Source organism: Mesorhizobium sp. CAU 1741, from assembly GCF_039839275.1.
In the GTDB taxonomy this organism is placed as follows: domain Bacteria; phylum Pseudomonadota; class Alphaproteobacteria; order Rhizobiales; family Rhizobiaceae; genus Aerobium.
Genome location: NZ_JBDOQP010000007.1, coordinates 64335 through 88789, shown reverse-complemented (window position 1 = coordinate 88789; position 24455 = coordinate 64335). Strand labels below are relative to the sequence as shown.

Below are 24455 nucleotides of genomic sequence, written 5' to 3'. Positions count from 1 at the left end.
CCTTCACAACGGTCCCGTACGCGAGCCGTACTGCTTCACAACGTGCATATCGGGCATGCGGTTGATGCCTTCAAGGATTTCGGCAAGTTGGATGCCCCAGGCCTTCGCGTCGTTCTCGTTTGCAATCAGGTCCTGCCTGATCTCGATGAGCACATGGGCATAGCCGTTGACGATGGCGTGGCGGAACATCGTGTCGCCGCGCAATGCCCCATCATAAGGCTCGTTGTCGCCGACCACCATGTCCGGATACCGGCCCAGCATTTCGATGAGCGGTCGCACGGCGCGGTCATCCGAATCCCACAGCACCCCGACATGCCACGGACGGGCGCGTCCCTGCATCGTGGGGGTGAAGGAGTGGATCGACACGATGAGCGGCGCGGCGCCGGTTGCCTGCGCCACCGACGCTACCATCGAGCCGACCGCATCGTGATAGGGTCGATGGTATCGCTCGAGCCGGCGCTCGCGTTCCTCGTCGCTCATCGGATAATTTGCCGCAATGACGGTGCCGTCATAGAGCTGGCGGATGAGCGTCGGATCGTCTTCACCACGGTTGGCGTCGATCAGAAGCCGGGAAAAATGCGCCATTACAGCCGGTGCGTCGAGTTCCAGCGCCAGTGCCCGCGTCACCGCTTCGACGCCGATGTCATAGGCGATATGCCGGTCGAACTCGGTGGCCGGAAGACCGAGATCGCCATATTCCTCCGGCAGCGAACGCCCCGCATGGTCGGCGATGATCACCAGCCCGCGGCCGCGATCGCCTTCGATGATCTCGAACGGTGCAAAGAGGGCGTCGCGCGTCATTGCGGGATCCGGTGGTTTGAACTTGAGCCAAACTGTCTTCCATGAACAAGCCGGCCATGCAATGCCGCTGTTTCGCCAAGCTTTTGGACAACACCGCGAGGCGATGGCGGACAGCACACGCAAGACGGCCTAAATCGGTTCGCTTCCAAAGGCTCGATGCGTTGACACGCGACCGGACTTCTTCGAAAAGAGGCTTGTGATATGGCGATTCAGGCGGCAACGGTCATGAAGACGGCTTTGAGGACTGCTTTGCGATCCTGCATGCTTGCGGGCATCGCGGGGCTGGGCAGCCTCGGTGCCGGCCTGGTGCTGGCCACCCCGGCTCTGGCCGATTTCCGCGTCTGCAATGCCACCCAGAGCCTCGTCGGCGTCGCCATCGGCTATCGCGCCAGCACCGGCTGGGTGACCGAAGGCTGGTGGCATGTCGAGGGTTCCACCTGCAAAACGCTGATCGAGGGCGCGCTGTCGTCGCGGTTCTATTACCTTTACGCCGAGGACGCAGAGCGCGGCGGGCGCTGGGACGGGCCTGTCAACATGTGCGTGGCCGAACGTGAGTTCAAGATCGCCGGCGCCGGCGACTGTTTCGCCAGGGGATTCCAGCGTGCAGGCTTCCAGGAATACGACACACAGGAACAGTCGAGCTGGATGGTCCAGTTGACCGACGAGCCTGCTGAAGGCGGCCCGGCCGCCATTACGGGAACAGGCAATCCATGAGACGCAGCCGCAAGGTCAAGATACTCGCAACGCTCGGCCCCGCATCCTCCGAAGAACACATGATCCGCAAGCTTTTCGAAGCCGGCGCCGACGTGTTCCGAATCAATATGAGCCATGCCAGCCACGAGCTGATGCGCACTCTGGTCGAGCGATTGCGCAAGATCGAGAAGGAGGTCGGCAGGCCGATCGGCATCCTTGCCGATCTTCAGGGCCCGAAACTGCGCGTTGGCAAATTCGAGAACGGTTCGGTGGAGCTGGTACCCGGGGAGACCTTCATCCTCGATGCCGATCCCACGCCCGGCAACAACAAGCGTGTGCACCTGCCGCATCCGGAAATCCTCAAGTCGGTCGTCCCGGGCGATCGCCTGCTGATCGACGACGGTCGCCTGCAGCTCAAGGCCGAGAAGACCGATGGCAAGACGATCACCTGCACGGTCGTCTCCGGCACCAAGATATCCGATAAGAAGGGCGTCAGCCTTCCCGACACCGACCTTCCCGTTGGCGCGCTGACGGAAAAGGACCGCAAGGATCTGGACGCTGTCCTTGCGACGGGCGTGGACTGGGTGGCCCTGTCCTTCGTACAGCGTCCGGAAGACGTCGCCGAGGTGCGCAAGATCGCCCGTGGTCGCGCTGCGATCATGTCGAAGATCGAGAAGCCGCAGGCCGTCACCCGCCTGGCGGAAATCATCGAATTGTCCGACGCACTGATGGTGGCGCGCGGCGATCTCGGCGTGGAGATGCCACTCGAAGCGGTTCCCGGCATCCAGAAGCAGATCACCCGTGCGGCGCGCCGTGCCGGCAAGCCGGTGGTGGTCGCCACCCAGATGCTCGAATCGATGATCACGGCCCCGGTGCCGACCCGCGCCGAGGTCTCCGACGTGTCGATCGCGGTATTCGAGGGCGCGGACGCGGTGATGCTTTCGGCCGAATCGGCAGCCGGCGATTATCCGGTCGAGGCGGTGGCGACGATGAACGCGATTGCGGTGCAGGTCGAGAAGGATCCGCTCTATCCCGGCATCATCAACGCCCAGCGTTCGGAACCCGAGGCAACGGGCGCGGATGCGATCTCGCTCGCCTCACGCCAGATCGGCGAGACGCTGAAGCTTTCTGCGATCGTCACCTACACCTCGTCGGGAACGACGGGGTTGCGCGCCGCCCGGGAACGCCCGCAGCTTCCGATCATCGCGCTGTCGCCGGTCGTAGAGACCGCGCGGCGGCTGTCGCTCGTCTGGGGCACGCACTGCGTCGTCACCGAGGATGCGAGCAATCTGGACGACATGGTCGATCGCGCCTGTCGTATCGCTTACCAGGAAGGGTTCGCGCGGGCCGGCGACCGTGTGATCATCACGGCAGGTGTACCGCTCGGCACGCCAGGCGCCACAAACATGCTGCGCATCGCCTATGTCGGTGCCGATGGACAGGGCGGCCACTGACAGCGGCACCACCTGACGCTACTGCGCCGGGCTGAGTTCCGGCGCTTCTTCCCTCGGCTCGACCGGCCCGAAGGCATCGTGGGCGATACGCGCCTCCACGACGCGCGCCGCCGCCTGGACGTCCACAGGCCGACCCGCAGCTTTTTCGATCGCCACCGCGACGAGATCCGGCGCCACCCAGTCGGGTTTGTGGCCGAGATTGTCGACCCAGACCAGTTCCGCACCGGGAATGTCGCGTGCAAGACCGACGGAGTGGATCCGCTCGAGGACGACGGTGTCGCGATTGCCGGATATGACGATCGTCGGGACGGCGATCTCGCCATAGCGCGGCGCGGTCCGCACAGCGTGATCATAGAGTCCGGCAACGTCGATCGCATTGGCACGAAACGCTGCCGGGCGCAGGACGAGCCGGATGCCGGCATCCTCGACATAGCGCTCGGGCTTCTCGTTGGGAGAAAACACGCTCGATGACGCCCCGTCTATCTGCAGGACGCCGCCAGGCCAGGCAAGCGTCTCGACGAACAGCCTGCCGAGGAACGGAATTGCCGCAATGTCGTAGTACCAGGACGTGGCGCCACCCGGCCATGGGTGAGTCGCGCCCGAGAGAAAGACCACCCCCTGAACCTTGTCGGGATGCCTGAGCGTCAATGCTGCGGCAACGGCGGCACCAAACGAGTGGCCGACGATCACCGCGCTGGCGATGCCGCGATTGTCCATCAGCGCCGCGATGGCGTCCGCCTGCCCGTCGGGGTCTTCATTGCCGGACCCGCGTTCAGACCAGCCATATCCTGGGCGGTCCATGAACAGCATCTCGGCCCGGCCTTCGAGCAGTGGCCGAGCCGGCCCCATCTGGTCGAGCAGATTGCCGCTTGCGCCATGGATAAAGACGATCGGCGGCAGGTCGGCATCCGTATCGGCGGCGACGTGAACATAGTGGAGCCGGGCGCCGGCGATGTCGGCGAATTCTCCCACCGGAGGATTGTTGCGCTCGATCGCCCATGCGCCAACGCGGCTTGCGCCGGCGAGCAACAGGGTCACGGAAAGCAGAAAATAGACGGCCGCCAGGACGAGATTCATATGCAATTGCCGATCGGGAGAAGCGACGGGTGGGCAGGAGACGTCAGATGCGTTCGCCCGTCAACTCATCGGCGAGGCGTCCCAATTCGCTCTGCGCCGGACGCATCATCGGATAGACCTGCAGCAGGCGCTCATAGGCGTGCATCGCGGCTTCGTTGCGCCCGGTGTTCTTGAGAATTGTCGCCATGCCGCCGAGCGCGCCGAAGTGGCGCGGCTCAAGCCGCAACACACGCTCGATGTCGGCCATCGACTTGGCATAGTTGTCCATCGCGAAATGCAAGGTGGCACGCCGGTTCCACCCCTCCGCATAGTCGGGTGCGAGCGTGACCACCTGGTCGAGGAAATCCATCGCAGCGCCGTTCTTCTTTTCGTTCATCGCCTCTTGCGACCATTGCATGAGGAGATCGATCGAGGCGCTGCCAGAACGCGCCCATTCCTGACGGATGCGCGACGAGATGCGTTCGGCCGCCTGCTCGTTGCGCGCCTTCTTCAGCTCGTCGAACAGGCCCTCGATCCGCTCTGCGGGTTGTTCGGCAGCGATGCCCGTAGATGACCGTCCGGTCGTCTGGGCGATTGCCGCAGAGGACAATCCAACCAGAATCGCGATGGAAATGACAAAAACGTTCCGCATGCACGGGAATCTACCCGCGCATGTCGGAACGTCAAACTGAATTTCGCGTGAAGCTGCGCTTGGGCCTATCAGCCCTGGCGCGCCTTGAAGCGCGGGGCGCTCTTGTTGATGATGTAGACGCGACCCTTGCGACGAACCATGCGGTTGTCACGGTGGCGGCTCTTGAGTGCCTTGAGCGAATTCTTGATCTTCATCGGTCCAGCCCGTTCTCGAATGCCCATCCGGGCCAACACAAAGGCGCGCTCAAGGCGCGCCGAAAACTGGGCTGGCTCTTAAACGAGACTCCGGTGCCCTGTCAACCGCGAGACGCTGTCTCAGCCGCCGAGGCGGGTAAAATGTCCCATCTTTCGGCCCGGCCGGGCCTGCGCCTTGCCATAGAGATGAACCATCACGCCGGATTCCGCCAGCAGGTCCCCAACCCGCGCCACATCCTCGCCGATCAGGTTCTCCATGACGCAGTCGCTGTGCCTTGCGGGATCGCCCAGAGGCAGGCCGCAAATGGCGCGGATATGCTGTTCGAACTGTGACACCATGCAGGCCGCCTCCGTCCAGTGGCCGGAATTGTGCACGCGCGGCGCGATCTCGTTCACGATAAGCGCGCCATCGGACAGAACAAAGAACTCGACGCCGATGACGCCCACGTAATCGAGCCCTTCGAGGATCGTCGCGGCAGCATTCCGCGCTTGCGCAAGCGTCGCTTCCGACACCTGTGCCGGAACGGTCGACGTATGCAGAATGCCATCGCGGTGAACGTTCTCGGCAGCATCATACGCCACGACACGACCGTCCTGCCCGCGTGCGGCGATGGCCGACACCTCGCGCTCGAATTCGACGAAGGCTTCGAGGATCAGCGGCGCATTGCCCATGGCCGCGAACACGCCGGCCGCATCTTGCCGCGAGGCGTTGCGAAAGACGCGCTGGCCCTTGCCGTCATAGCCCAGCCGCCGTGTCTTCAAGACGCCATTGCCGCCAAACCCCTCGATGCCGGCAGCAAGCATCGTGTCATCGTCGACCGCGAGAAAGCGGGCGGTGGCGATTCCCATGGCGTTGATCGCCGTCTTTTCCGCTAGCCGATCCTGCGCGACTTCCAGCGCGCGGGCGGGCGGAAACACCGCTACGTCGGCGGCAAGCGCTGCAATCGCCTCCACCGGAACGTTCTCGAACTCGTAGGTGACGACAGCGCACTCGCGCGCCAGTTCCGCCAGGCCATGCGCATCGTCATAGGCGGCCACGATCTGGCGATTCGCGGTCTGTGCCGCAGGACAGTCTGCCTGGGGCTCGAGCACGATCGTGCGATAGCCGAGCCGGGCGGCGGCCATCGCGAGCATCCGGCCGAGCTGACCACCGCCGATGATGCCGATCGTCGACCCGGCCGGAAGCGGCGTGATCATGCGTCGTCCGTGGGTCGCGCGGCGACCTTTTCCGTCTGGGCGGCGCGGAACGCGTCGAGGCGGGTAGCCAGCGCCTCGTCGGAAAGCGCCAGCACCGCCGCCGCGAGCAGCGCCGCGTTGACGGCCCCCGCCCTGCCGATCGCCAGCGTGCCGACAGGAATTCCCGCAGGCATCTGGACGATGGAAAGCAGCGAATCCTGTCCCGACAGTGCCTTTGATTCGACTGGCACGCCGAATACCGGCAATGGCGTGAGCGACGCCGTCATGCCAGGCAGATGCGCGGCGCCGCCGGCGCCCGCGACGATGACCTTGAAGCCTTTGGCCTTGGCGCCGGTGGCGAAGTCGTAGAGGCGCTGCGGCGTCCTGTGGGCGGAAACGATCAGGCTTTCATGAGAAATGCCCAGCGCATCGAGCGTTTCGGCGGCATTGCGCATCGTCGCCCAGTCGGACTGGCTGCCCATGATGATGGCGACGTCGGCGTTCGGACCAGACATGGCGTGCTCTCAGGCGATGATATCGGGAATGATTCGGTCTTCGAGCTGCTGGAGCCTGTCCTTGAGCGCGAGTTTCTTCTTCTTCATCCGTTGTATCTGCAGCGGGTCGCACCCCATTGCGATCATCGCGTTGATCGCGGCATCGAAATCGGTGTGTTCCTGCTTGACCTTGGCAAACTCGAGCCGAACTTCGGCCTGTTCCTGTTCCGACATGCTGTTCCGTCTGCAGAATTTCGGCGACAGTTCGCCGATCGGGAGGGTTCCGGAGCCGTCGCCTCCGGTGCGTGTTCATAACACATTAAGGCCCGTCAGGAAACGCTACCAAACAGCATTCGACAGCTACGTCTTTCGATGGCACACTGTCATTGTGCTGTCACGAAAGGCGGCCTGCGGTGGCGGCCTCGAGACGGCACATCGAGGAACCTTGAAGGGAGAGTCCAACATGTCTCTTGCATCCCATCTTGAAGAGCTTCAGCGTAAACACGGTGATATCGAGCGTGAAATAGACCAAGCGTTGGCGCATCCGTCATACGACGATCTCGAACTCGCCAGGCTTAAGCGACGCAAGTTGGCGCTCAAGGATCAGATGGAAAAGCTTCGCGTGCCCACACGGCACTAGAGCCCTCCATAAGACAGGATCCGGCGCGCGGATATGCCCGCGCCGGACAGAGCAAGCGGATCGCCGTTCCAGCATGATTGGTGCCCGCGCAATTCGCGAAATTCGACATGGGTCGAATCATATCATCACTTGGCAACCCCGCCGGTGGCGCTCGCGCCATCGGCTTCGCCAGCAGGCCCCCTCGCGACCGGCCTCAAGCCTCCCAAAACTGGTCGATCCACACGTTTAGCTTCAGGAAGCCGTCATTGCTGACGGCGTAGATACGCCTTGTGCCATCGGAGCGTACCGTCACCAGCCCTGCATCGAGCAGCACCTTGAGGTGCTGCGACACCGCCGGCCTCGAGACCGGCAGGCCGTTTGCGAGTTCGTTGACCGTCTTTGGCCCTCGCCGCAGCTCTTCGAGAAGATAGCGGCGGTTGCTATCCGAGATGGCCGTGAACGCATCCGGTTGGGTCATGGCTCATTTTGTAACCCACCAGAGCGTTCGAACTCAATCGGCTTATGCCGCTTCCTTTCCGGCCACCGCATCGCCATTCCCGTCGGTGTCGCTGCGCGGATCGAGCAGCACCGCTTGCGGGGTCACCGCACGCTCCGCCGGCAGCGTCTTGAACGCCTCGCGATCCTCGATCGGCACCGGCGCGCGGGCACGGACACGGATGAGGGCGTAGACGGCGAGCAGGAAATGCGGCAGGGCCGTCGCAAGGAACAGGCTGTCGGGCCGCAGCCGCTCCATCAGCACCGCGCCGAGCACGGGCCCGATCATGGTGCCGAAGCCGTAGAGCAACAGCAACCCCCCGGAAACCTTGACGAAATCCTCCGCACTGGCGTGGTCGTTGGCATGTGCCACCGCGATCGAATAGAGCGTGTAGGCCATGGCGCCGTAGGCCGCCATGAGCACCAGGATCGCCACCGACGAACGCGGCGAGAACACGAACAGCGACAGCGCCACGATCGCGCAGACGAAGGCAGCACCCGCGAGCACGAAGCGGCGGTCGGTGCGGTCGGATATTCGGCCAACGGGCAACTGCGACACGGCGCCGGAAATCACTACGAGGCTCATCATCACCGCGATTTCCGGCGTCGAGATGCCGGCGCGCGCACCGTAAACGGCGCCTAGCGTTCCCCAGGCGCCGTTGGCCATGCCGATCAGCACGCAGCCGACCACCGCGACAGGCGAGTTCGCGTAAAGCCCGCGCAGATTGAGCCTGACATCGGCGAGCGGCTTGGGGCTCGCGGCCGAAGAGACCGAGACCGGGACGAGAGCCGCGCAGAACAGGATGCCAGCCCCCATGAACAATGAGGCGGTGCCGATGTCGGCCACGACGACGATCATCTGGCCCGCCATGATCGCCGCATAGGTCACCATCATGTAGAGGCCAAAGACAGTACCCCTGTTCTCGTTGGTCGACCGCTCGTTGAGCCAGCTCTCGATCACCATGAACGCTCCCGCCATGGTGAAACCGGTACCGGCGCGCAGCAGAATCCAGATGAATTCGTCGATCCACAAGCCGGTCAGCAGGGCGATGATGGCGGCGGAAGCCGCGCAGGCGCCGAAGGCCCGGACATGGCCGACACGTCTCACGAGCCATGGAGCAAAGAAGCAGCCCGCCATGAAACCGGCAGCCCATGCCGTTCCCAGCAGCCCGAGGGCCGCCGTCGAAAAGCCTTCGGCCTGCCCCCTCAACGGCAGGAGAAGCCCGTGAAGGCCCGACGCGCCCAGAAGGAAGGCGGTGCTGCTGAGAAGCGAGAAGATCGGACGGTAGATGGCGAGCATGGTGTGCGATCGGCCTTTTATGCGTGAATCTGGCCGGCGACCTCGAATCGCACAGCCACTGCGAACCTAGTCATGAATGGGGCGAAGCTTCGTCGGATTGCGACATGCGCCCGGCGTTTTTCTCGGTTCGCTGCTATTCCCTGCGAAACAGGGCTTCGGCCGCCAGCTTGGTGGAACCCTTTGCGGCCAATTCGGTCTCCATGCGGGCGATTTCGTGTCTGAGCTGGGTGATCCGCTCCTCGATCTCACCGACCGACAGCATCGAAAGATCCTGCCCGATCTCGTGAACGCGCTTCGCCTTCACGGGTTCATCGTCGAACAGCGCCATTTTTCTGCTCCTTCGTTTTGCCCCGGGCTTTCGGCAAGTCTACATAGAGACGGCGGGTGGACGCAAACCGCGCGCACGAGATCAGGCAGGATGAAGGCGGAACGCACATGGCGAATGAACCACTCCCCGAGAAGATGACGGCGATCGCGATCACCGAACCCGGCGGCCCGCTGGTGCTGAAACCGGAAAAGAGGGATGTCCCGACCCCCGGCGCTGGCGAAATCCTCATCAAGGTCCGCGCCGCCGGCGTCAACCGGCCGGACGTGTTGCAGCGCAAGGGCGCCTACCCGCCGCCCAAGGGGGCGTCCGATCTTCCCGGGCTGGAAGCGGCCGGCGAGGTCGTGGCGCTTGGCGACGGTGCACGCCGCTGGCGGATCGGCGATCCGGTTACCGCACTGACGCCGGGCGGCGGCTATGCCGAATATGTCGTCGTCCACGAAAGCAATGCGCTGCCAATTCCGCACGGCATCACCTTTACCGAGGCTGCCGCGATCCCCGAGACCTTCTTCACCGTTTGGCACAATGTCTTTCAACGCGGCGGACTTCGCCAGGGTGAAACGTTCCTGGTTCATGGCGGATCGTCCGGCATCGGCACCACGGCAATCCAGCTTGCCTCGGCATTCGGCGCCTATGTGTTGACGACGGCCGGCTCGGCGGAGAAATGCGCCGCCTGCCTCGAGCTCGGAGCGGACCGGGCGATCAACTACCGCGATGAAGATTTCGTCCGGGTCGCGAAGGAAGCCACCGACGGCAAAGGCGTGGACGTCATACTCGACATGGTCGGTGGCGACTACGTCGACCGCAACTACCATGCCGCCGCCATGGACGCGCGGATCGTGCAGATCGCCACACTTGGCGGCGCCAGCGCAACCGCTGACTATTCTCGCCTCATGGTCAAGCGCATTACCCATACCGGCTCGACGCTGCGGCCGCGCTCGGTCGAATTCAAGGGCGAGATCGCCGCCGAACTGGAGGCCAAGGTCTGGCCGCTGCTCGCCAATCGTCGCATCGCGCCAGTGATGGACATGATCTTTCCGCTCCGGGAAGCCTGGCGTGCACACGAGCGCATGGAGGAAGGCGACCATATCGGCAAGATCGTGCTCGACGTGGCCTGAGCGTATTACCGCGCATAGACCCTGTTGCGGAAGGGTACGCCACCGTCGAACGACATTCTCACGCCCTCCCCGCTCACCGGATCGACGGCATGGATGTGGAGATGCGGTTCCGTCGTGTTGCCCGAATTGCCGACTTCGCCGATCGGATCGCCGGTCGAGATCGGCTCCGCCGCGTTGACCGCGACACTGCCTTGGCGAAGGTGCGCCAGTTCGACCAGGAGGTCGCCACAGGCGATGGTGACGTGGTTGCCCGCTGCGTTCTCCGGATCCGCTGCTGGAGGCACAAGGTCGGGCAACCCGTCCACCGCCTCGACGACTTCGCCGGCGCAGGGGCTGACGATCGACGCGCCGAAGATGGCGTAACGTTCCAGCACATCCGGGAGCAGCGACGGCGCGCGGAAGCCGGTAGGACCGATCGCCGTGATGTCTGCGGCATATGTCTGTGCCGGGTGCCCCGAATGATGGTTCACGAGCCAGTTCCCACCACCTTGCGCCACCATGAACCGGCCATCGCGCAGCGGAAAGGCAAGCTCTTGCGCAGGCCCAACAGGGATCAGACCGGCCACGGCATAGGCGAGTGCCAGCGTAAACGTAGCCAGCGTCGCGCACGTCGCCCAGTGCCGCCGCAGAAACGATGAGCCCTGAGACGGTCGCCAAGGTCGTCCGGCGTGACGGAACAAGGAAACCACGACAGCCAGCACGAACACCATAGCGAGAACGAACGGCGTATAGATTCCGGCGATGTCCCACCGGCCGACGAGAAGGATAAGCGCCACGAACACCGCGGAATCCGCTGTCAGAAGCAGCCACGCAGCGCGGTTCGGCTCGTCGAGGCGCCATACCCTGACGGAAAATGCCAACGGCATTGCCACGAACACCGTCACCGCGATGACAAGGGACACAATCATGTCAATAAGCCTCCTTGAGCCCTCTCCCGCCGTGCCATCGCGGAACGCCATCCACGGCTTTTCGTTGCGAAGGCGGGCGAATGCGGTTATATGCGGTGCTGATTTCCCATACTGGTGGCTTTGCCCACCGCCCGCGACAGGGACGCGGGCGAACGAGAAGGATTTTCTTCATGTCCAACACCCTCCTGATGCCCAAGGCGACCGCCGTGTGGCTGGTCGACAACACCGCGCTGTCGTTCGACCAGATCGCACAGTTCTGCAGGCTGCACCCGCTTGAGGTGAAGGCCATCGCGGACGGCGAGGCAGCGCAAGGCATCAAGGGTCTCGACCCCGTGATGACCGGCCAGCTCTCGCGCGACGAGATCGCCAAGGGCGAGGCCGATTCCGAGCACAAGCTCAAGCTTTCCGACCCCAAGGTGCGCGTGCCCGAATCCAAGCGGCGGACGCCGCGCTACACACCCTTGTCGAAGCGCCAGGATCGGCCTAACGCGATCCTCTGGCTGGTGAAGAACCATCCGGAACTCAAGGACGCGCAGATTTCGCGGCTCGTCGGCACCACCAAGTCGACGATCGAACAGATCCGCAACCGGAGCCACTGGAACTCCGCAAATCTCGTGCCGATGGACCCGGTGACGCTTGGTCTGTGCTCGCAGATCGACCTCGATCTCGAAGTTCAGCGCGCCTCGCGCGGCATGCCGGCGGCCGCTCCCACCGGCGATACGCTCCTGCCAGCTTCCATGACCGAGTCGCTCGAGGTCAGGGATCGCAAGGCCGATGGCGACGAGGACGAACTGGACGCGGACGCCGTGTTCGCGAAGCTTTCCTCGCTCAAGTCGACCACGCAGGACGACGACGAAGACTAGCCGCAAGGCCGAAGCCCGCGTCAGTTCTGCTCGCGGGCTTCCCAGGTGCGGTAGAAGTCGGTCAGTTGCTTGCCCCGTTCGGGTCGGAACGTACGGCCGGACGCTCCTGCCTCCGCGATGCGGTCGATACGGAACGCGCGGAAATCATTGCGCAGTTCGCACCACGCGACGAGAGTCCAGACCTTGCCCCAGAACCAGAGGCCGAGCGGACGCACGTCGCGCATCGACCCCTTGCCGGCTTCATCCTTGTAGTTGAGGCTCAGCACGTCCCGCGCCTCGATCGCGCGCTCCAGCAAGTCGATACTGCGTCGCGTCGCATCATCGACGACCCAGCCCGGCATGTGGATTTCCGTGCGGGCAATGCGCGCCTTTTCCTGCTCGGGCAGTACCGCGCCGATCTTGACCAGCGCTTCTTCGGCCGCACGCGCCATCTGGGCGCCGCCGAAGGCCCGCACCATGCGTGCGCCGGCCACTAGCGCCACGATCTCGTCACGCGTGAACATGAGCGGCGGAAGGTCGAAGCCTTCCCGCATCAGATAGCCAACACCCGCCTCGCCGTCGATCGGCACGCCGGTCGACTGCAGATCGGCGATATCGCGGTAGATGGTGCGTTCCGACACTTCCAGGCGCTCGCCGAGCATGCGGGCGGTGACGAGCCGCCCGCCCCGCAGGTGCTGGACGATCTGGAACAGGCGATCTGCGCGGCGCATGACGATACGTCCTCCAATGCCATTCGCTAGAGGCGGCACCAATATCACACCCTCCTGACAACATTCTGTCAGGAGGGTGGCGGGAGGAAGTATCATTGGTGCTCATTTCAGAAAGGCGAGCCGTCATGCGAGAGGCGACGGCGGGCGCGGTCCGGCAGGCTGTCGGGCCAACCAATGTCTTTGCGCATCTGAGGCGACAGGCCGGCCACAATGTTCCGCGTGCGCACGCTCTCGCGATGGCTGCGCCAACGCGCGACGACGTCCTCGACGAAACCGAGAAATGCAATGTTCTGCGACATGACGGGTCTCCTTCTCTTATGGGAGACCGTTATCGCATACCCCAACCGACAGCCTGCCGTCAGGAGCCGCTGGTGGCAGCGTCAGGCAAAACGCCTTGCAGCGTCCACGGCCAGCCCGAGGCCCACCGCGCCGAAGCGGTCGGACTGCGAAATCTGGGCATGCGGAAAGCGTGCCACCGCCGCCTGCCAGACGACCGGCACCTGTGCGCCGCCGCCCGTCATGACCACGGTGTCGATGGCCTCTGCGGCAACGCCGGCATTGGCGAGCGCGGTGTCGATCGCCGTACCGATCCGATGGACAAGTTCATCGACGGCCGTGTCGAATTCGGCCCGGCTGACCGGCACGTCGAGCAGGAAGCCGTGTTCGGCCAGCCGGATGGAGGCTGCTTCCGCGTCCGTCAGTTCGATCTTGGCCTTTTCGACTTCGGCCGCCAGCCGGTGCCCGGATCGATATGTCAGGAGATGCTCGTAAAGCTCCAGCTTCTCGGGCTCTGCCGCTTCGCGCTTCAGCGCCTGGATGTCGCGCATCGTCTTCGGCGCATAGAGCTGGTTGATCTTGTGCCACGTGGCCATGTCGTTGAAGTACCAGACGGGCAGATGGCGCTTGCCGTCGCGGGTCCGGCTGCCCAGGCCCATCCGTGGCATCACCTTGGCGATGTTGAGCTGCCGGTCGAAGTCGGTACCGCCGACATGAACGCCGGACGTGCTCAAGATATCCTGCCGGCGATCGGTCGCGCGGCTCCGTTCTGGCGACAGGCGCAGGACGGAGAAGTCCGAGGTGCCGCCGCCGATATCGACCACCAGCGCCAGTGCTTCAGCGTTCAGCTCGCGCTCGAAATAAAGCGCCGCGGCTACGGGCTCGTACTGGAACTCGATGTGCCTGAACCCTTCGGCACGGGCGGCTGCCTCGAGCTGGTCCTGCGCCGTGCGGTCCGCCGCCTCGTTCCCATCGACGAAGAACACCGGTCGGCCAAGCACGACGCTCTCCGGCAGGCTGCCTTGCTCGGCCTCGATCCTGGTCCGCAGATGCCGCAGAAAACGCGCGATCAAGCCCTGGAACGTCATGCGGTCGCGGCCGACCTGCGTTGTCTCCTTCATCAGGCTGGTGCCGAGGATCGACTTCAGTGCCCGCATGAAGCGGCCTTCCGCCCCATCCATATATTCATGGACCGCGGAGCGACCGAAATGAACGCTGCCGTCCTCCAGGCTGAAGAACAGGGCGGACGGGATCGTCACCTGTTCGCCCTCGACGGGGATCAGGAACGGATCGGCGCCGGCCGCACACAGGCCGACGGTGGAGTTGGTGGTGCCGAAGTCGACACCACAATGGAAACCGGACATGGAGAACAGCTCGCAAGGCTTCGCCAACGCAACGGCGCAGCGACGATGAATTGATCGAAGAGGGTCGCCCCTCTACCGCATCGCCGCCCCGTTTGAAACCCCGAGGCTGCGACTAATCCTCGTCAGGCACCGGCACCGTGTAGTTGAGCGGCAGGCGCCCGCCATCGGCATAGATCGTCTGGCCGGTCACGTAGCTCGCATCCGACGACGCGAGGAACGCCGCAACCGACGCGATCTCGGACGGATCGCCGATGCGGCCCATCGGCGTGCGTGAGAGGATGCGGTTCTTCGCTGCGGGATCGGAGTTCACGCTCGCGAGCATGTCGGTCATGATCGAGCCCGGCCCGATCGCGTTGACGCGGATACCGTAAGGCGCGAGCGACAGCGCCATGACCTTGGTCAACTGGCTCATGCCGCCCTTGGAAACCGAGTACGGCACCTGGTTGGCGATGGCAAATATGGCATTGATCGACGACATGTTGACGATTGAGCCGGGCTCGCCGCCTGCCTTGACGCGCTCGACCATGATTTTCGCTGCCGCCTGGCCGACGAGGAAGGCGCCCTTGAGATTGACCCGCAGCACGCGGTCGAAGTCTTCTTCGGCCAGGTCGAGGAAATCCGCGCCATGGACGATGCCGGCATTGTTGGCCAGCACGTCGAGGCCGCCGAAAGCATCGATCGTCGCCGCCATCAGCGCTTCGACATCGGCCTTGTTGCCGACGTCGGTCCTGATGAAGCGGACTTCGCCCAAGGCACCCAGCGTCTGTTCGGCCTTCGCGCCCTTCTCGGCATCGACATCTGCAATGACCACCCGCGCGCCTTCCTTCAGGAAGCGCTCGGCGATCGCGTAGCCGATGCCGCCTGCTCCGCCGGTGACGATTGCCGATTTGCCGTTAAGTGCCATGGTCTGCTCCTGTCAGTATCTCGCGCGGTCGTAGCCGTTCCGCCAAAGATCAAGGACATAGGCGCTGTTTCAGGCGACGGTCAACCTGCCAGCAGGCCTACCCCGATCGGCCACCGAAGCCCCTTTCCTTCAGGGCTTCCGTGATCTCGTCCAGAATCGCTGGATCATCGATGGTCGCGGGCATCGACCAGGCCTCGCTGTCGGCGATCTTCTGCATCGTGCCGCGCAGGATCTTGCCCGAGCGCGTCTTTGGCAGCCGCTTGACCGTGACCACAGACTTGAACGCCGCGACCGGGCCGATACGGTCGCGCACCAGCGCCACGACTTCTTTCTCGACCTCGCCATTGCCGCGCGAGGCACCGGCGTTGAGCACCACGAAGCCACAGGGAACCTGGCCTTTCATCGCGTCATGGATACCGACGACGGCGCATTCGGCCACGTCGGGATGCTCGGCGACGACTTCCTCCATCGCGCCGGTGGAAAGCCTGTGGCCGGCGACGTTGATGATGTCGTCGGTGCGCGCCATGATGAAGAGGTAGCCGTCCTCGTCGACATAGCCTGCATCGGCCGTCTTGTAGTAGCCGGGGAATTCCGCGAGATAGGCATCATGAAACCGCTGGTCGGCGTGCCACAGCGTCGGCAGGCAGCCGGGCGGCAATGGCATCTTGATCACCACGTTGCCCAGCGTGCCGCGCGGCAGCTCTTTCCCTGCATCGTCGAGCACCCGGATATCATATCCAGGCATCGGAACGGCCGGCGACCCATACTTCACCGGCAATTGCCCTAGCCCGATCGGGTTCTGGCTGATTGGTGCGCCGGTCTCTGTCTGCCACCAATGGTCGATGACCGGCACGCCGAGCTGCGCCTCCGCCCATTTGATCGTCTCGGGATCGGCTCTCTCGCCGGCAAGAAACAGGGTGCGGAACGCCGCCATGTCGTATTTGCCGACGAATTCGCCCTTCGGGTCCTGTCCCTTGATGGCGCGGAATGCGGTAGGCGCGGTGAACAGCGCCACCACCTCATGCTCGGAGATGATGCGCCAGAAGGTCCCGGCATCGGGCGTACCAACAGGCTTGCCTTCGAACAGGACCGTTGTGCAGCCGTGTAGCAGCGGCGCGTAGACGATGTAGGAATGGCCCACCACCCAGCCAACGTCGGAGGCGGCCCAGAAAACCTCGCCCGGCTTGACGCCGAACTCGTTCCACATCGACCATTTGAGCGAGACGAGATGGCCGCCGGTGTCGCGCAGGACGCCTTTGGGCTGGCCGGTGGTGCCCGAGGTGTAAAGCACGTAGAGCGGGTCGGTCGCGGCAACCGGCACGCATTCGACCGCGCTTCGCGCCTGCTTGGCACGCGTCACCGCTTCGGCCATGTCGATGTCGCGGCCCGCCATCAGTTCGCAACGCTGTTCGTCACGCTGCAGGACGATGCAACCATCGACCTTGTGGCTCGCCATGCTGATCGCGCCGTCGAGCAGCGGCTTGTAGGCGACGACGCGGCCTGGTTCGATGCCGCACGAGGCGGAGACGATCAGCTTGGGCTTCGCATCATCGATGCGGGTGGCCAGTTCACGAGCGGCGAAGCCCCCGAAGACGACCGAGTGGATCGCGCCCAGCCGCGCGCAGGCCAGCATCGCAAACACCGCTTCTGGCACCATAGGCATGTAGATGATCACCACATCGCCCTTGCCGACGCCCTGTGCCCTCAGCACCGCCGCCAATGCTACGACCTCTTCCTGAAGCTCGCGATAGGTGAAGCTCTTCTTGGCGCCGGTGATCGGGCTGTCATAGATTAGCGCGGCCTGTTCGGCGCGAACGCCCTCGACATGACGGTCAACCGCATTGAAGCACGCATTGCACGAGCCGCCGACGAACCATCTGCCGTAGACGCCCTGTTCGGGCTCGAAGACTTTCCGCCACGGCTCTACCCAGTCGATGTCCTGCGCCGCCTCGGCCCAGAACGCTTCCGGATCGTTCTGCCAGGCCGAATAGACCTCGTGATATCGAGACGCCACGTGCTTCCTCCCTGCTGCGTGTTCTCGGCTGCGATTATGTCGCCGCCCGCCGCCCGCGTCCATGCGGCACATCGCGAATGCCGCAGCCGGCTTTGACAGTCAGGGACTATGCTGCTCAAACGGATGCCACAAACGGGACACCCCACTTCGCATGAGCAAGATGCTTTCCCTTCTGATCGTCGGACTGATGATCATCCAGATCATCAAGCCCCTCGGCCTGCCCGGGCTGAAGCGCCGGGCCGACTTCTGGAAACTGGCGGTGCTCGCCTTCATCATGATCGTCGCAACGGCCGGCCTCAGTCATGGCGGCTGACGGATGGCGCGGCTTCGTCGGCCATGACGAGTTCTTCGAGATGCTCCGCCCAGGCCCGATAGCCCGCCTCGGAAGCATGGAACCCATCGCGTGAAAAACCTGCCTGCGGATCGAGGATCGGCAGGCGCGTCGCCGGCACCACGCCACGTTCCAGGCACAGCCTCTCGCCCGTCCGGTTGATCAGCGAGGCGCGGATTTCGAGCAGCCAGCCGAGCGCGCGCGGCAGCGCCGGTATCAGCGCCATGTCGACTACGGGCGACCACACGATGCGGGCCTCGGGCCATTTGGCCTTCAAGGCGTAGATCAGCCCGCCGAATTCCTTCTTGAAGCGGCGCGTGGTGTGGAAATTCTTGGCATCGTTCGTGCCCACGGCGAGCACGATGTGGCTCCATGGCTCAGGTGCCAGATTGGGAACGACGTAGTCGCGCAGTTGGCCGGCGGTCGCGGAATTATACCCTGCCGCGCGCCAGACCACCTGCCGACCGGTGCGGTTGGAGAGGCACTGGGCGAGACGCACGGCAAGCAGGCCGTCCGTCGTCTCGATGCCGACGCCCGCCGCCGATGAATCGCCGACGACGAGAAGCCGGATGGCCGGCTCGGCGCCAGGGATTTCGTGCCGTACCATTCCGCGCGGTGGCGGCAGCCGCAGCGACCGCATACGCACGCGAACGCCCTGCCAGATGTAGACAGGAAACGCGAGCCAGGACAGGAGAGCGCGAAGAGTCATGCGGCTGCGTTTACAGTCGCCGTTCTGAAAGGTGAAGGGGAAGCGCAGCCCGCAGCTCGCCTTAAGTGCTGCGGGATGCCTCGAAGATGCTGTCGATCGCCGAGCTCAGCGCGGCATCGAATTCTGCATCGCTCTGCTTGGCCGAAAGCCCCTCCGTCAGCGCGCGCGAGAAGCTGGCGATCATGCCCGCATTCTGCTTCAGCTTCGCATTCGCGTCGTCACGGGAATACCCGCCCGACAGCGCGACCACGCGCATGACGCGCGGATCGTCGATCAGCGGCTTGTAGAGGTTTGGTTTGTTCGGAAGCGTCAGCTTGAGCATCACCTGCTTGCCGGCGGGCACGCTATCGAGGTGCTTCCGGATTTCCACGAGCAGCATGTCCTCGGCTTCCGCCTTGTCGGCAATCGAGATCGTCACTTCCGGCTCGATAATCGGAACGAGCCCGTGCGCCAGGATCTGCCTGCCCACCTCGAACTGCTGCGCGACCACGGCAGCGATACCCTCCGGGTTCGCGGCGTCGATGACCGAGCGCATTTTGGTCCCGAAGACGCCTTTCTCGACGGCGCGCTTCAGCAGCGCCTCGAGATCCGGCATCGGCTTCATCAGCTTGACGCCGTCCTTCTCGTCGGCAAGGCCCTTGTCCACCTTCAGGAACGGCACGACGCCGCGCTTTTCCCAGAGATACTGCGCCGTCGGCGTGCCGTCGATGTCACGATCCATGGTCTGCTCGAACAGGATCGCGCCCATTACCTTGTCGCCTGTGAACGCCGGAGACTTGATGATCCGCGTGCGCATCGCGTGCACGAGGTCGAACATCTCGGCGTCACTCGACCACGCGCCCTCGTCGACGCCATAGAGCTTGAGCGCCTTGGGGGTGGAGCCGCCCGATTGATCGAGCGCGGCAATGAAGCCGTCCTTGTTCGCAGCCTGCGCCGCCATGTCGTCCCGACGTCCGCTCATTATCCTGCCTCCTGTTCAAGCCTTGAAGGCCGATTACCAGAAGCATGAAACGAACGGAATGCGCGCCGGTTCACTCGAATCGATTGAAAGCGATTTCAATTGTTTAAGTGAGAGATGGAAGCGCCAGACCTACCTGAGAAGAGCGGTCACGCCCGGGAGGTCCTTGCCTTCCATCCATTCGAGGAAGGCACCGCCTGCCGTGGACACATAGGTGAAATCGTCGGCCACGCCGGCATGGTTGAGTGCCGACACCGTGTCACCGCCGCCGGCAACGGAGACGAGCTTGCCGGCTTTGGTCTGGTCGGCTGCGAAACGCGCGGCTGCCACAGTGGCCGCGTCGAAGGGCGCGATCTCGAATGCGCCGAGCGGCCCGTTCCACACCAGCGTCTCGGCGCGCTCGATCCATTGCTTGACCGCTTCGACCGTCCTGGGGCCGACGTCGAGGATCATGCCGTCCTGAGGCACCTCGCCGACCGGCACTGTCTCGCTTGCGGCACCCGCCTTGAACTCCTTCGCCACGACCGCATCCGTCGGCAGTACGATCGCGCAGCCCGCATTGGCCGCCTCGATCATGATCTGCTTGGCCGTCGCCGCAAGCTCGTGCTCGCAAAGAGACTTGCCCACATCGGTGCCCCTGGCAGCAAGGAAGGTATTGGCCATGCCGCCACCGATGACGAGCGCGTCGACGCGCTTGACGAGGTTCATCAGCAGGTCGATCTTGGTCGAAACCTTTGCGCCCCCGACAATCGCGACGACCGGCTTGGCCGGCTTGCCGAGCCCCTTCTCGAGCGCCTCCAGTTCCGCCTGCATGGTCCGGCCGGCATAGGCCGGCAACACCCGCGCCAGCCCTTCGGTCGAGGCGTGGGCGCGGTGAGCGGCGGAAAACGCGTCGTTGACGTAGAGATCGCCATTGGCGGCAAGCGCCTTGACGAATTCCGGGTCGTTTTTTTCCTCGCCCTTGTGGAAACGCGTGTTTTCCAAGAGCAGCACATCGCCATCGGCCATCGCGTCAACGGCCCTGGCCGCTTGCTCGCCGATGCAGTCGCCCGCGAATGCCACCGGCCTGCCGATCACCTCTTGCGTCGCCTTTGCGATCGGTGCGAGCGAAAACTCCGCGCTTGGCTCCCCCTTGGGACGGCCGAAATGGGCAAGAAGGATCACCTTCGCGCCCTTGCCGGACAACTCGATGATCGTCGGCGCGACACGCTCGATGCGCGTCGCGTCGCTCACCGCGCCGTCCTTGGTCGGCACGTTGAGATCGACCCGGACGAGAACGCGCTTGCCGGCGACGTCCGCCTCGTCGAGCGTGCGAAATCCTGCCATGGATCGATCTCCCTGAATGGGCCTCAGATGGTCTTCGCCAGCGCCACGGCCGTATCGGCCATGCGGTTGGAGAAGCCCCACTCATTGTCGTACCACGACATCACCCGCACGAGGTCGCCGTCGATAACCTTTGTCTGGTCGAGGGCGAAGGTGGACGATGCTGGGTTGTGGTTGAGGTCGATGGAGACGAGAGGCTCGTCGGTGTAGTCCAGAATGCCCTTGAGCTTACCGTCCGCCGCGGCCACCAGAGCCTGGTTGACCTCTTCAACCGTCACCTTCCGCTTCGGCACGAACTTGAAGTCGATCACCGATACGTTCGGAGTCGGCACGCGGATCGATACGCCGTCGAGCTTGCCCTTGAGTTCCGGCAGGACGAGACCGACCGCCTTGGCGGCGCCCGTCGATGTCGGGATCATCGACACGGCGGCAGCGCGGGCGCGGTACAGATCCTTGTGCATCGTATCGAGCGTCGGCTGGTCGCCCGTATAGGCGTGAACGGTCGTCATGAAGCCCTTTTCGATGCCGAACGCGTCGTTGAGAACCATCGCCACCGGCGCAAGGCAGTTGGTGGTGCACGAGGCGTTGGAGATGACGATGTGTTCGGAGGTGAGCTTGTCATGGTTGACGCCGTACACGACCGTAAGGTCCGCGCCATCGGCGGGAGCCGACACGATGACGCGCTTGGCACCGGCGGTCAGGTGCGCCGAAGCCTTGTCCTTCGACGTGAAGATGCCGGTGCATTCGAGCACGATGTCGATGCCAAGTTCGCCCCAGGGCAGCTTCGATGGATCGCGCTCGGCAAACACCTTGAACGAGTCCGAGCCGACCCTGATCGTGTCGCCGTCAACCTTCACCTCGCTCGGGAAGCGGCCATGAACGCTGTCATAGCGCAGCAGATGGGCGTTGGTCTCGACCGGCCCGAGATCGTTGATGGCAACGACGTCGATGTCCTTGCGGCCGCTCTCGTAGATGGCGCGGACGATGTTCCGGCCGATGCGGCCAAATCCGTTGATGGCGACTTTCACGGTCATGAGACGGTCTCCCGGGGTGCTGAAGAAGCGTTTTACGGCGGTGCGATATGGGGCGCGCCGCCGAGGCAGCGTTTCCATAGCGGCGCGCCGCACAAGAATCCAGCACCAGTCCGGATAAAACCGATTAGCACAAAATCAGCGGCAGACCTTGCCCGGTTACGCCCGGTTCAGGCGCTTCTCGACCGCCGCGACGACAGCATCCGCGGTGATCCCGAAATGCTCGTAGAGGTCCTCGATATTGCCGCTGGCGCCAAAGCCGGTCATCCCGACGAAGATGCCGTCGGATCCGATGATGGCGTCCCAACCCTGGCGTATGCCCGCCTCTATCGCGATCTTCACCGGCGCACTGCCGAGCACCGATGCGCGATAGGCATCGTCCTGCGCGGCGAAAAGCTCGAAGCTCGGGACAGATACGACGCGCGCCGCGATGCCCTTTTTCTCCAAGGCGCCTCGCGCCGCGACAGCGATCTCCACTTCGGAGCCGGTGGCGAAAATCGTCGCCTTGGCGTCGCTTGCCGCTTCGAGCTCGTAGGCGCCCCTTGCCGAAAGGTTCTCGTCGGCATGCGTGGTGCGCAGGGTCGGCAGGTTCTGGCGGGTAAGCGCCAGGGTGGCCGGCGCGCCCGTCGATTCGAGCGCGATCTGCCAGGCTTCCGCCGCCTCGACGGCATCGGCGGGACGCAGCACGATATGATTGGGAATGGCGCGCAATGCCGCCAGATGCTCGACGGGCTGGTGCGTCGGACCATCTTCGCCCAGCCCGATCGAATCGTGCGTCATGACGAAGATCGAGCGGATGCCCATCAGCGAGGCAAGGCGCATTGCCGGACGCGCATAGTCGGAGAAGGTGAGGAATGTGCCGCCGTAAGGAATGACCCCGCCATGCAGCGCCATGCCGTTCATGGCTGCCGCCATGCCGTGTTCGCGAATGCCGTAATAGACATAGCGGCCGGAATAGTCGTCGGGCTTGATCGGCCCGGTCTGGCTTGTCTTGGTGTTGTTGGACCCGGTCAAGTCGGCCGAGCCACCGATCGTCTCGGGCATCAACGCATTGATGACCTCGAGCGCCATTTCGGACGACTTGCGCGTCGCCACCTTGGGCTTGTCGGCCGACAGCTTCTTCTTGTAGTCGACGATCGCCTTGTCGAAGCCTTCCGGCAGGTCTCCACGCATGCGGCGCTCGAACTCGGCCTTCGTCTCGGCATCGGCAGCGTTGAGACGCTTTTCCCAGGCAGCACGCGTCTCGGCGCCGCGCGCGCCTGCGGCACGCCATGCGTCGAGAATGTCATCAGGCACGACGAATGGCTCGTAGTCCCAGCCGAGCGCCTTTCGCGCGCCGGCAATTTCTTCCGCACCGAGCGGCGATCCATGCGCCTTGTTGGTGCCCGCGCGCGTCGGAGCCCCGAAGCCGATCGTGGTCTTGGCGGCGATCAGGGTCGGGCGATCGGATGTCTTCGCTTCCTCGAGCGCTGCAGCGATCGCGTCCGGGTCGTGGCCATCGACTGCCAGCGTATTCCAGCCGGATGCCTCGAAGCGCTTGCGCTGGTCCGTCGAATCCGAAAGCGAGATCGCGCCGTCGATCGAGATCTTGTTATCGTCCCAGATGACGACCAGCCTGTTGAGCTTGAGATGCCCCGCCAGCGAGATCGCCTCCTGGCTGATGCCTTCCATCAGGCAACCGTCGCCCGCCAGCACATAGGTGTAGTGACCGACTATATCGTCGCCGAAGCGCGCGTTGAGAATGCGCTCTGCGAGCGCCATGCCGACGGAATTCGCCAGTCCCTGGCCTAGCGGTCCCGTAGTCGTTTCGATGCCTGCCGCATGCCCATATTCCGGATGGCCTGCGGTCTTGTAGCCGAGCTGACGGAAATGCTTGATCTGCTCGAGGTCGATGTCCTCGTAGCCCGTGAGGTAGAGCAGGGAATAGAGCAGCATCGAGCCGTGGCCGGCGGAGAGCACAAAACGGTCGCGATCGGCCCAATTGGGCTGCTTGGGATCGAAGGCAAGGAAGCGCGTGAACAGCACTGTGGCGATATCCGCCGCGCCCATCGGCAGGCCGGGATGGCCCGAATTGGCCTTTTCGACCGCATCCATGGAAAGGAACCGGATCGCATTGGCCATGCGGTCGTGCATTTCGCGTGTCGTCATGATCGCTCGCTCGTCATTCGGCGCGGGAATTGAGCCAAAACAGGCCCGGAAAAGCGAGGCGACACATAGCAGGCACGGGCCCCGAGTCAACGTTTCAGCGGGCGTACACCTGTGGTTTCCGACGTTGGCGACGCGTTTCACGGGGATAGATCGGTGCGACGCGTTGACGGCTGTTTCACACGGCGCCTAATGTTCCGCTTCTAACGTGCTGGGAATGCGCTCGATTCGGCGCCACGTCGACGGCTGGAACGCTAACGATGACCGGGGAAGCCACCCTCAAGGAAGTTATTGCCCGTCTCGCGAAGGCGATCGAGGCGCTTGAAGACGCAGCCGCGGCCCGTCTCGAGCGCGAGCAGGACTATGGCGAGGCGGAGGCCGAGGTGCAGCGCATGAATGCCGACCGCGCGCGCCTCGCCCAGGAGCTCGATGGCTCGGAAGCGCGCAGCGAGCGGCTCGAGGAAGCCAACAAGGAAGTCTCGCGCCGCCTCGTGACCGCCATGGAAACGATACGCGCGGTGCTGGACAGATAGGACATTTGC

28 protein-coding genes are annotated in these 24455 nt (G+C 64.0%); 7 read left to right on the top strand and 21 right to left on the bottom strand.

What is annotated here, in order from left to right; all coding sequences use genetic code 11:
- Positions 1-3 precede the first annotated feature (3 nt).
- Complete coding sequence (locus tag AAFN84_RS22845; RefSeq protein ID WP_347517026.1) at positions 4-801, bottom strand: N-formylglutamate amidohydrolase; 798 nt, start codon at positions 799-801, stop codon at positions 4-6.
- Between the two features lie 225 nt (positions 802-1026).
- On the opposite strand from AAFN84_RS22845, the gene AAFN84_RS22840 reads away from it, so the two are divergent.
- Positions 1027-1515, top strand: coding sequence for a DUF1036 domain-containing protein (locus tag AAFN84_RS22840; RefSeq protein WP_347517233.1), 489 nt, complete (start codon positions 1027-1029; stop codon positions 1513-1515).
- Positions 1512-2948, top strand: a complete 1437-nt coding sequence (pyk, locus tag AAFN84_RS22835) for a pyruvate kinase (RefSeq protein WP_347517025.1) — start codon at positions 1512-1514, stop codon at positions 2946-2948. Before AAFN84_RS22840 ends, pyk begins: the two co-directional genes overlap by 4 nt.
- Before the next feature lie 18 nt (positions 2949-2966).
- Here the strand turns inward: pyk and AAFN84_RS22830 are convergent, their stop codons facing one another.
- From AAFN84_RS22830 to AAFN84_RS22805, 6 genes are all read right to left on the bottom strand, one after another.
- Positions 2967-4025 (bottom strand): alpha/beta hydrolase, encoded by a 1059-nt coding sequence (locus AAFN84_RS22830; protein ID WP_347517024.1) that lies wholly within the window; start codon positions 4023-4025, stop codon positions 2967-2969.
- 43 nt (positions 4026-4068) lie between these two features.
- The gene (locus AAFN84_RS22825; protein ID WP_347517023.1) at positions 4069-4656 is read right to left on the bottom strand and encodes a hypothetical protein; all 588 of its coding nucleotides are present in this window, start codon (positions 4654-4656) and stop codon (positions 4069-4071) included.
- Positions 4657-4724: 68 nt separating this feature from the next.
- On the bottom strand, positions 4725-4850 hold the full coding sequence (gene ykgO, locus AAFN84_RS22820) for a type B 50S ribosomal protein L36 (protein WP_347517022.1): 126 nt from the start codon (positions 4848-4850) through the stop codon (positions 4725-4727).
- A gap of 120 nt (positions 4851-4970) precedes the next feature.
- The gene (locus AAFN84_RS22815) at positions 4971-6047 is read right to left on the bottom strand and encodes a 5-(carboxyamino)imidazole ribonucleotide synthase (protein WP_347517020.1); all 1077 of its coding nucleotides are present in this window, start codon (positions 6045-6047) and stop codon (positions 4971-4973) included.
- Complete coding sequence (gene purE, locus AAFN84_RS22810; RefSeq protein WP_347517019.1) at positions 6044-6541, bottom strand: 5-(carboxyamino)imidazole ribonucleotide mutase; 498 nt, start codon at positions 6539-6541, stop codon at positions 6044-6046. The genes AAFN84_RS22815 and purE overlap by 4 nt, the downstream gene beginning before the upstream one ends.
- A 9-nt stretch (positions 6542-6550) precedes the next feature.
- A complete protein-coding gene (locus AAFN84_RS22805; RefSeq protein ID WP_347517018.1) occupies positions 6551-6754 on the bottom strand; it encodes a YdcH family protein in 204 nt (67 codons plus the stop codon).
- Between the two features lie 229 nt (positions 6755-6983).
- On the opposite strand from AAFN84_RS22805, the gene AAFN84_RS22800 reads away from it, so the two are divergent.
- Positions 6984-7160, top strand: coding sequence for a DUF465 domain-containing protein (locus AAFN84_RS22800; protein ID WP_347517017.1), 177 nt, complete (start codon positions 6984-6986; stop codon positions 7158-7160).
- 193 nt (positions 7161-7353) lie between these two features.
- Here the strand turns inward: AAFN84_RS22800 and AAFN84_RS22795 are convergent, their stop codons facing one another.
- From AAFN84_RS22795 to AAFN84_RS22785, 3 genes are all read right to left on the bottom strand, one after another.
- Positions 7354-7617 (bottom strand): metalloregulator ArsR/SmtB family transcription factor, encoded by a 264-nt coding sequence (locus AAFN84_RS22795; RefSeq protein ID WP_347517016.1) that lies wholly within the window; start codon positions 7615-7617, stop codon positions 7354-7356.
- 42 nt (positions 7618-7659) lie between these two features.
- Complete coding sequence (locus tag AAFN84_RS22790) at positions 7660-8934, bottom strand: MFS transporter (protein WP_347517015.1); 1275 nt, start codon at positions 8932-8934, stop codon at positions 7660-7662.
- A gap of 133 nt (positions 8935-9067) precedes the next feature.
- Positions 9068-9262, bottom strand: coding sequence for a DUF1192 domain-containing protein (locus AAFN84_RS22785; RefSeq protein WP_347517014.1), 195 nt, complete (start codon positions 9260-9262; stop codon positions 9068-9070).
- Between the two features lie 107 nt (positions 9263-9369).
- On the opposite strand from AAFN84_RS22785, the gene AAFN84_RS22780 reads away from it, so the two are divergent.
- Positions 9370-10377: an NAD(P)H-quinone oxidoreductase gene (locus AAFN84_RS22780; RefSeq protein WP_347517013.1), complete on the top strand. Its 1008-nt coding sequence runs from the start codon at positions 9370-9372 to the stop codon at positions 10375-10377.
- Positions 10378-10382: 5 nt separating this feature from the next.
- Here AAFN84_RS22780 and AAFN84_RS22775 read toward each other — a convergent pair whose 3' ends face one another.
- A complete protein-coding gene (locus AAFN84_RS22775; RefSeq protein WP_347517012.1) occupies positions 10383-11285 on the bottom strand; it encodes a M23 family metallopeptidase in 903 nt (300 codons plus the stop codon).
- 170 nt (positions 11286-11455) lie between these two features.
- On the opposite strand from AAFN84_RS22775, the gene AAFN84_RS22770 reads away from it, so the two are divergent.
- Positions 11456-12148: a DUF1013 domain-containing protein gene (locus AAFN84_RS22770; protein ID WP_347517011.1), complete on the top strand. Its 693-nt coding sequence runs from the start codon at positions 11456-11458 to the stop codon at positions 12146-12148.
- 20 nt (positions 12149-12168) lie between these two features.
- Here AAFN84_RS22770 and AAFN84_RS22765 read toward each other — a convergent pair whose 3' ends face one another.
- The 5 genes from AAFN84_RS22765 to AAFN84_RS22745 all read right to left on the bottom strand — a co-directional run bounded on the left by AAFN84_RS22765 (position 12169) and on the right by AAFN84_RS22745 (position 17416).
- Complete coding sequence (locus tag AAFN84_RS22765) at positions 12169-12858, bottom strand: YafY family protein (protein ID WP_347517010.1); 690 nt, start codon at positions 12856-12858, stop codon at positions 12169-12171.
- A 107-nt stretch (positions 12859-12965) separates the two neighbouring features.
- Complete coding sequence (locus AAFN84_RS22760; RefSeq protein ID WP_347517009.1) at positions 12966-13157, bottom strand: hypothetical protein; 192 nt, start codon at positions 13155-13157, stop codon at positions 12966-12968.
- An 81-nt stretch (positions 13158-13238) separates the two neighbouring features.
- The gene (locus AAFN84_RS22755; RefSeq protein WP_347517008.1) at positions 13239-14498 is read right to left on the bottom strand and encodes an Hsp70 family protein; all 1260 of its coding nucleotides are present in this window, start codon (positions 14496-14498) and stop codon (positions 13239-13241) included.
- Positions 14499-14610: 112 nt separating this feature from the next.
- Positions 14611-15402 carry an SDR family oxidoreductase gene (locus tag AAFN84_RS22750; RefSeq protein ID WP_347517007.1) on the bottom strand — a complete coding sequence of 264 codons (792 nt, stop codon included), beginning with the start codon at positions 15400-15402 and terminating at the stop codon, positions 14611-14613.
- Between the two features lie 97 nt (positions 15403-15499).
- On the bottom strand, positions 15500-17416 hold the full coding sequence (locus AAFN84_RS22745; protein ID WP_347517006.1) for a propionyl-CoA synthetase: 1917 nt from the start codon (positions 17414-17416) through the stop codon (positions 15500-15502).
- 151 nt (positions 17417-17567) lie between these two features.
- Between AAFN84_RS22745 and AAFN84_RS22740 the strand changes: the two genes are divergently transcribed.
- Positions 17568-17729: a hypothetical protein gene (locus AAFN84_RS22740; RefSeq protein WP_347517005.1), complete on the top strand. Its 162-nt coding sequence runs from the start codon at positions 17568-17570 to the stop codon at positions 17727-17729.
- Here the strand turns inward: AAFN84_RS22740 and AAFN84_RS22735 are convergent.
- The 5 genes from AAFN84_RS22735 to tkt form a co-directional block, all read right to left on the bottom strand.
- On the bottom strand, positions 17713-18456 hold the full coding sequence (locus AAFN84_RS22735) for an SGNH/GDSL hydrolase family protein (RefSeq protein WP_347517004.1): 744 nt from the start codon (positions 18454-18456) through the stop codon (positions 17713-17715). The genes AAFN84_RS22740 and AAFN84_RS22735 overlap by 17 nt on opposite strands.
- Positions 18457-18517: 61 nt before the next feature.
- Positions 18518-19417, bottom strand: a complete 900-nt coding sequence (locus AAFN84_RS22730; protein ID WP_347517003.1) for a fructose bisphosphate aldolase — start codon at positions 19415-19417, stop codon at positions 18518-18520.
- A 129-nt stretch (positions 19418-19546) separates the two neighbouring features.
- The gene (locus AAFN84_RS22725; RefSeq protein ID WP_347517002.1) at positions 19547-20740 is read right to left on the bottom strand and encodes a phosphoglycerate kinase; all 1194 of its coding nucleotides are present in this window, start codon (positions 20738-20740) and stop codon (positions 19547-19549) included.
- Positions 20741-20763: 23 nt separating this feature from the next.
- Complete coding sequence (gene gap / locus AAFN84_RS22720) at positions 20764-21771, bottom strand: type I glyceraldehyde-3-phosphate dehydrogenase (protein ID WP_347517001.1); 1008 nt, start codon at positions 21769-21771, stop codon at positions 20764-20766.
- A 156-nt stretch (positions 21772-21927) separates the two neighbouring features.
- Positions 21928-23916 (bottom strand): transketolase, encoded by a 1989-nt coding sequence (tkt, locus tag AAFN84_RS22715; protein WP_347517000.1) that lies wholly within the window; start codon positions 23914-23916, stop codon positions 21928-21930.
- 257 nt (positions 23917-24173) lie between these two features.
- Between tkt and AAFN84_RS22710 the strand changes: the two genes are divergently transcribed.
- Positions 24174-24446 (top strand): DUF4164 domain-containing protein, encoded by a 273-nt coding sequence (locus AAFN84_RS22710; protein ID WP_347516999.1) that lies wholly within the window; start codon positions 24174-24176, stop codon positions 24444-24446.
- The last annotated feature ends 9 nt before the right edge of the window (positions 24447-24455 follow it).

Excerpts from the sequence above, each read along its gene's own strand:
- AAFN84_RS22805 (WP_347517018.1), bottom strand. The coding sequence starts at position 6,754 with ATGTCGGAACAGGAACAGGCCGAAGTTCGGCTCGAGTTTGCCAAGGTC.
- AAFN84_RS22775 (WP_347517012.1), bottom strand. The coding sequence starts at position 11,285 with ATGATTGTGTCCCTTGTCATCGCGGTGACGGTGTTCGTGGCAATGCCG.
- gap (WP_347517001.1), bottom strand. The coding sequence starts at position 21,771 with ATGACCGTGAAAGTCGCCATCAACGGATTTGGCCGCATCGGCCGGAAC.
- AAFN84_RS22740 (WP_347517005.1), top strand. The coding sequence starts at position 17,568 with ATGAGCAAGATGCTTTCCCTTCTGATCGTCGGACTGATGATCATCCAG.
- AAFN84_RS22790 (WP_347517015.1), bottom strand. The coding sequence starts at position 8,934 with ATGCTCGCCATCTACCGTCCGATCTTCTCGCTTCTCAGCAGCACCGCC.
- AAFN84_RS22780 (WP_347517013.1), top strand. The coding sequence starts at position 9,370 with ATGGCGAATGAACCACTCCCCGAGAAGATGACGGCGATCGCGATCACC.
- pyk (WP_347517025.1), top strand. The coding sequence starts at position 1,512 with ATGAGACGCAGCCGCAAGGTCAAGATACTCGCAACGCTCGGCCCCGCA.
- AAFN84_RS22750 (WP_347517007.1), bottom strand. The coding sequence starts at position 15,402 with ATGGCACTTAACGGCAAATCGGCAATCGTCACCGGCGGAGCAGGCGGC.
- AAFN84_RS22765 (WP_347517010.1), bottom strand. The coding sequence starts at position 12,858 with ATGCGCCGCGCAGATCGCCTGTTCCAGATCGTCCAGCACCTGCGGGGC.
- AAFN84_RS22830 (WP_347517024.1), bottom strand. The coding sequence starts at position 4,025 with ATGAATCTCGTCCTGGCGGCCGTCTATTTTCTGCTTTCCGTGACCCTG.
- AAFN84_RS22800 (WP_347517017.1), top strand. The coding sequence starts at position 6,984 with ATGTCTCTTGCATCCCATCTTGAAGAGCTTCAGCGTAAACACGGTGAT.
- tkt (WP_347517000.1), bottom strand. The coding sequence starts at position 23,916 with ATGACGACACGCGAAATGCACGACCGCATGGCCAATGCGATCCGGTTC.
- purE (WP_347517019.1), bottom strand. The coding sequence starts at position 6,541 with ATGTCTGGTCCGAACGCCGACGTCGCCATCATCATGGGCAGCCAGTCC.
- AAFN84_RS22825 (WP_347517023.1), bottom strand. The coding sequence starts at position 4,656 with ATGCGGAACGTTTTTGTCATTTCCATCGCGATTCTGGTTGGATTGTCC.
- AAFN84_RS22760 (WP_347517009.1), bottom strand. The coding sequence starts at position 13,157 with ATGTCGCAGAACATTGCATTTCTCGGTTTCGTCGAGGACGTCGTCGCG.
- AAFN84_RS22795 (WP_347517016.1), bottom strand. The coding sequence starts at position 7,617 with ATGACCCAACCGGATGCGTTCACGGCCATCTCGGATAGCAACCGCCGC.
- AAFN84_RS22840 (WP_347517233.1), top strand. The coding sequence starts at position 1,027 with ATGAAGACGGCTTTGAGGACTGCTTTGCGATCCTGCATGCTTGCGGGC.
- AAFN84_RS22785 (WP_347517014.1), bottom strand. The coding sequence starts at position 9,262 with ATGGCGCTGTTCGACGATGAACCCGTGAAGGCGAAGCGCGTTCACGAG.
- AAFN84_RS22725 (WP_347517002.1), bottom strand. The coding sequence starts at position 20,740 with ATGGCAGGATTTCGCACGCTCGACGAGGCGGACGTCGCCGGCAAGCGC.
- AAFN84_RS22770 (WP_347517011.1), top strand. The coding sequence starts at position 11,456 with ATGTCCAACACCCTCCTGATGCCCAAGGCGACCGCCGTGTGGCTGGTC.
- ykgO (WP_347517022.1), bottom strand. The coding sequence starts at position 4,850 with ATGAAGATCAAGAATTCGCTCAAGGCACTCAAGAGCCGCCACCGTGAC.
- AAFN84_RS22730 (WP_347517003.1), bottom strand. The coding sequence starts at position 19,417 with ATGAGCGGACGTCGGGACGACATGGCGGCGCAGGCTGCGAACAAGGAC.
- AAFN84_RS22735 (WP_347517004.1), bottom strand. The coding sequence starts at position 18,456 with ATGACTCTTCGCGCTCTCCTGTCCTGGCTCGCGTTTCCTGTCTACATC.
- AAFN84_RS22845 (WP_347517026.1), bottom strand. The coding sequence starts at position 801 with ATGACGCGCGACGCCCTCTTTGCACCGTTCGAGATCATCGAAGGCGAT.
- AAFN84_RS22710 (WP_347516999.1), top strand. The coding sequence starts at position 24,174 with ATGACCGGGGAAGCCACCCTCAAGGAAGTTATTGCCCGTCTCGCGAAG.
- AAFN84_RS22755 (WP_347517008.1), bottom strand. The coding sequence starts at position 14,498 with ATGTCCGGTTTCCATTGTGGTGTCGACTTCGGCACCACCAACTCCACC.
- AAFN84_RS22815 (WP_347517020.1), bottom strand. The coding sequence starts at position 6,047 with ATGATCACGCCGCTTCCGGCCGGGTCGACGATCGGCATCATCGGCGGT.